Source organism: Streptococcus sp. 2100 (assembly GCF_013276335.1).
Taxonomy (GTDB): Bacteria; Bacillota; Bacilli; order Lactobacillales; family Streptococcaceae; genus Streptococcus; species Streptococcus pseudopneumoniae.
In genome coordinates this window covers 16,729-21,613 of sequence record NZ_VMKV01000010.1, presented here as the reverse complement: position 1 = coordinate 21,613, position 4,885 = coordinate 16,729, and the positions used below count along the sequence as shown (strand labels likewise).

At 41.3% G+C, this 4,885-nt stretch carries 4 protein-coding genes; 3 read left to right on the top strand and 1 reads right to left on the bottom strand.

The features are described from left to right. Positions 1-170: 170 nt before the first annotated feature. From vncR to HT669_RS01485, 3 genes are all read left to right on the top strand, one after another. Positions 171-827, top strand: a complete 657-nt coding sequence (gene vncR / locus HT669_RS01495) for a response regulator transcription factor VncR (protein ID WP_000697964.1) — start codon at positions 171-173, stop codon at positions 825-827. Then, complete coding sequence (vncS, locus tag HT669_RS01490; protein ID WP_001254965.1) at positions 824-2,152, top strand: sensor histidine kinase VncS; 1,329 nt, start codon at positions 824-826, stop codon at positions 2,150-2,152. Before vncR ends, vncS begins: the two co-directional genes overlap by 4 nt. 138 nt (positions 2,153-2,290) lie before the next feature. Beyond that, complete coding sequence (locus HT669_RS01485; protein ID WP_001019001.1) at positions 2,291-3,172, top strand: class II fructose-bisphosphate aldolase; 882 nt, start codon at positions 2,291-2,293, stop codon at positions 3,170-3,172. Positions 3,173-3,492: 320 nt separating this feature from the next. On the opposite strand, the gene HT669_RS01480 is transcribed toward HT669_RS01485, so the two are convergent. After that, complete coding sequence (locus HT669_RS01480; RefSeq protein ID WP_172922696.1) at positions 3,493-4,683, bottom strand: ferric reductase-like transmembrane domain-containing protein; 1,191 nt, start codon at positions 4,681-4,683, stop codon at positions 3,493-3,495. Between the last annotated feature and the right edge of the window lie 202 nt (positions 4,684-4,885).

The following is a 4,885-nucleotide window of genomic DNA, read 5'->3' as shown; positions in this document are numbered from 1 at the left end:
CTGACTTCGTCAGTTTCATCTACAACCTCAAAACCATGTTTTGAGCTGACTTCGTCAGTCTTATCTACAACCTCAAAGCAGTGCTTTGAGCAACCTGCGGCTAGCTTCCTAGTTTGCTTTTTGATTTTTATTGAGTATAAGAAAAATAAAAAATAGAGAGCAGTTAAAGTATGAAAATTTTAATTGTAGAAGATGAAGAGATGATCCGTGAGGGGGTCAGTGATTATTTGACGGATTGTGGCTATGAAACCCTTGAGGCTGCAGATGGGCAAGAAGCCTTAGAAAAATTTTCCAGCTATGAAGTAGCCTTGATTTTACTAGATATCCAGATGCCCAAGCTCAATGGTCTAGAAGTCCTAGCTGAGATTCGTAAAACCAGTCAGGTTCCTGTCTTGATGCTGACCGCCTTTCAGGATGAGGAATACAAGATGAGTGCCTTTGCTTCTCTGGCAGATGGCTATCTGGAAAAGCCCTTCTCCCTCTCCCTCTTAAAAGTGAGGGTGGATGCAATTTTCAAGAGATACTACGATACAGGACGAATCTTCTCTTATAAAGATGCCAGGGTGGATTTTGAGAGCTACAGTGCCAGTCTAGCAGGTCAAGAAGTGCTTATCAATGCCAAAGAGTTGGAAATTCTGGACTATCTGGTGAAAAATGAAGGCCGGGCCTTGACTCGGTCTCAGATAATCGATGCCGTCTGGAAAGCGACAGATGAGGTTCCCTTTGACCGTGTCATTGATGTTTATATCAAGGAATTGCGGAAAAAACTAGACCTGGACTGCATCCTCACTGTGCGCAATGTTGGTTATAAATTGGAGCGAAAATGAGACGAACAGGTTTATTTACAAAGATATTTATCTATACCTTCTCGATATTTAGTGTTCTGGTTATCTGCCTTCATTTAGCTATTTATTTTCTATTTCCCTCGACTTATCTGAGTCATCGTCAGGAAACCATTGGCCAGAAAGCGACAGCTATTGCCAAGTCCCTAGAAGGAAAGGATAGGCAGAGCATCGAGCAAGTGTTAGAGCTGTATTCCCAGACTAGTGATATCAAGGGGGGCGTTAAGGGCGAGATGACAGAGGACAAGTTAGAAGTCAAGGACAGCATTCCTCTGGATACGGACCGTCAGACCACCTCTCTCTTTATTGAGGAGCGTGAGGTGACAACGCAAGATGGTAGCACCATGACTCTCCAGTTTCTGGTTTCTATGGATTTGCAAAAGGAAGCAGAGCAAATCAGTCTCCAATTTCTTCCCTATACCTTGCTGGCATCCTTTCTAATTTCCCTCTTGGTGGCCTACATCTATGCTCGGACCATTGTTGCCCCGATCTTGGAAATCAAACGGGTGACTCGTAGAATGATGGAACTGGATTCCCAAGTGCGATTGCGCGTGGATTCTAGGGATGAGATTGGTGATCTCAAGGAACAAATCAATAGCCTCTACCAGCATCTTTTGACTGTCATTGCAGACTTGCATGACAAGAATGAAGCCATTCTCCAGCTGGAGAAGATGAAGGTCGAATTCCTACGAGGGGCTTCTCATGAACTGAAAACACCGCTGGCTAGTTTGAAAATCCTGATCGAAAACATGAAAGAGAATATCGGTCGTTATAAGGATAGAGACCAGTATCTGGGAGTTGCCTTGGGGATTGTGGATGAACTCAATCACCATGTTCTGCAGATACTTTCCCTCTCTTCTGTGCAGGAGTTGCGAGATGATAGGGAAGAAATTGACCTCCTCCAGATGACACAAAGTCTGGTTAAGGATTATGCCTTGCTCGCCAAGGAAAGAGAGCTCCAGATTGACAATAGTTTGACCCATCAGCAGGCTTATCTAAACCCATCAGTTATGAAGTTGATTCTTTCTAATCTCATCAGCAATGCCATCAAGCACTCTGTTCCAGGTGGCTTGGTTGGCATTGGAGAAAGAGAAGGGGAACTCTTTATCGAGAATAGCTGTAGCTCAGAAGAACAAGAAAAACTAGCCCAGTCTTTTTCTGATAATGCTAGTCGCAAGCCCAAAGGGCCTGGGATGGGACTCTTTGTGGTCAAGAGTCTATTGGAACATGAAAAATTAGCTTATCATTTCGAGATGGAGGAGAATCGTTTAACCTTCTTCATAGCTTTTCCAAAAGTCGCCCAAGACTAGAGAGGAAGGGTTTACATAGATGGAGTTAGAAGAAAATCAATCGAAACTGCGGGAAAAACTAGATTTTTTTGGCAAAAAGTGATAAAATGAACAATGTAAATGGGATGACCCATAAAAATATACAGGAGGCCTGATAAAATGGCAATCGTTTCAGCAGAAAAATTTGTCCAAGCAGCTCGTGACAACGGTTATGCAGTTGGTGGATTTAACACAAACAACCTTGAGTGGACTCAAGCTATCTTGCGCGCAGCAGAAGCTAAAAAAGCTCCAGTTTTGATCCAAACTTCAATGGGTGCTGCTAAATACATGGGTGGTTACAAAGTTGCTCGCAACTTGATCGCTAACCTTGTTGAATCAATGGGTATCACTGTACCAGTAGCTATCCACCTTGACCACGGCCACTACGAAGATGCACTTGAGTGTATCGAAGTTGGTTACACTTCAATCATGTTTGACGGTTCACACCTTCCAGTTGAAGAAAACCTTAAATTGGCTAAAGAAGTTGTTGAAAAAGCACACGCTAAAGGTATCTCAGTAGAAGCTGAAGTTGGTACTATCGGTGGTGAAGAAGACGGAATCATCGGTAAAGGTGAATTGGCTCCAATCGAAGACGCTAAAGCAATGGTTGAAACTGGTATCGACTTCTTGGCAGCTGGTATCGGTAACATCCACGGTCCTTACCCAGCAAACTGGGAAGGTCTTGACCTTGACCACTTGCAAAAATTGACAGAAGCTCTTCCAGGATTCCCAATCGTATTGCACGGTGGTTCAGGTATTCCTGATGAGCAAATCCAAGCAGCTATCAAACTTGGTGTTGCCAAAGTTAACGTTAACACAGAATGCCAAATCGCATTCGCTAACGCAACTCGTAAATTTGCTCGTGACTACGAAGCAAACGAAGCAGAATACGATAAGAAAAAACTCTTCGACCCACGTAAATTCTTGGCTGACGGTGTAAAAGCTATCCAAGCATCGGTTGAAGAACGTATCGACGTATTCGGTTCAGAAGGTAAAGCATAATCTAGCTGAATAATACAGATAAAACCTGCCTGTGAGGGTGGGTTTTTTGATTTCAAGCTACTCGTTTTAGTATAGTAAACTGAATCTAGACTAGCACAATGCTGCTTCTATAGCGTTTTGAAACTAGAACAGGACAATATAACTGCTAAAATATTTCTATAAATTCATTTGATTTTCCTAATCAATTTGTTCGTATCCTATTTCATTCCACTATAAAACATTCTTATCAATTGATTTGAATTCCAAAATTTCATCGCTCTGGTCTTATTTCATTTGGCTATAAAAAACTCTCCTGGGGAATCCCAGGAGAGTATGAGTACTTATTTGAACTTGAATCCTTCGTAAATAAGCTCTGCTTTTGGATTTTGTTTCTTAATCTGTTTGGCAAGTGTCTTCATCATAGAAAGGGGACTACACATATAGACGGTTGCATGTTCGGGCACTTCTTTTTGTTCAAAATTAAGATAGCCGTCTTTCGTACTGTCGATTAGATGGAGTTCAAAATTAGGATTTTTCTGAGCATAGTTACGGAGTAAATCTAGGTAGACTGCATTTTCATCTCCACGGAAGCTATAGTAGAAGTGAACCTGTTTATCTAAAATAGGATGTTCACGGATGTAAGAGATGAAGGGGGTGATCCCAATACCTCCAGCAATCCAAACCTGATTTTCTCGTCCTTCTTCTATGATCATGTGTCCGTAAGCTCTGTCTAGGGTTACTTTGCTGCCGGCTTGAAGATTATCATAGATATTATTGGTATGGTCGCCTGAATTTTTAACAGTAAAGTAAAGAGTTTGGCCATGACCTCCTGAGATAGAAAAGGGATGCGGAGCACTTTCAAAGCCTTCTTGGAAAATCTTTAGAAAGGCAAATTGTCCTGATTGATAGTTGAAAGGTCTGCTAAGATGGATTTGAATTTCTCTAGTATCGTGATTTAAGCGTTTGAGATGGGTAATTTTCCCTAGATAGGGGAAGGAAATCTTTTGATATAGAAAAATGATATAAAAACCAGCTAGTAAGCCTAAAAGGGCATAGCTACCAACAAGAAAACTTAGAAGATTAAATGTAAGGAGACGATTGCCCATTATCATGTAGATGTGAAAGAGTCCTAAAATATAGGCTAGGTAAACCAGGCGGTGAATCCATCGCCAAGCTTCGTATTGGATGTATTTGCCTAAATAGGCGACAAGGATGATGCTGGCAAAGATATAGATGGCAAGATTACCAAACTGAGCAGCTAAGCGAGAGCCCCACAAACCGCCCATACTAAAGTTATGAAAGATTAGTAGGATGATTGAGAGAAAGGCTGTGAATTTGTGGACGGTGTAGACCTTCTCCAAACCGTGAAACCAGCTTTCTAGTAGTGGGAGACGAGTGGCTAGGATAAAAGTCAGAGATAGGCTTGTTAAAGCTAGTCCTGGAATCATGAATTGGGGAGAAGTGTTCATCCAAGTCAAAAGAGTCAAGATAAAACTAGCTATGATAAAGAGTAGTCCTTTGATTGATTTCATAGAAAATTCCATTTCATTTAGATTTCGATTTGTTGTAAATGAATTTGTTACATTTTATCATAGAAAATGTATGGTGTCAAATCTAGGTGTGTAAATCTCTGTTCTTATAAAAAACTCTCCAATTGAACTGGAGAGTGGCTGTTTATACTCAATGAAAATCAAAGAGCAAACTAGGAAGCTAGCCCGCAGGCTGCTCAAAACA

Excerpts from the sequence above, each read along its gene's own strand:
- vncR (WP_000697964.1), top strand. The coding sequence starts at position 171 with ATGAAAATTTTAATTGTAGAAGATGAAGAGATGATCCGTGAGGGGGTC.
- vncS (WP_001254965.1), top strand. The coding sequence starts at position 824 with ATGAGACGAACAGGTTTATTTACAAAGATATTTATCTATACCTTCTCG.
- HT669_RS01485 (WP_001019001.1), top strand. The coding sequence starts at position 2,291 with ATGGCAATCGTTTCAGCAGAAAAATTTGTCCAAGCAGCTCGTGACAAC.
- HT669_RS01480 (WP_172922696.1), bottom strand. The coding sequence starts at position 4,683 with ATGAAATCAATCAAAGGACTACTCTTTATCATAGCTAGTTTTATCTTG.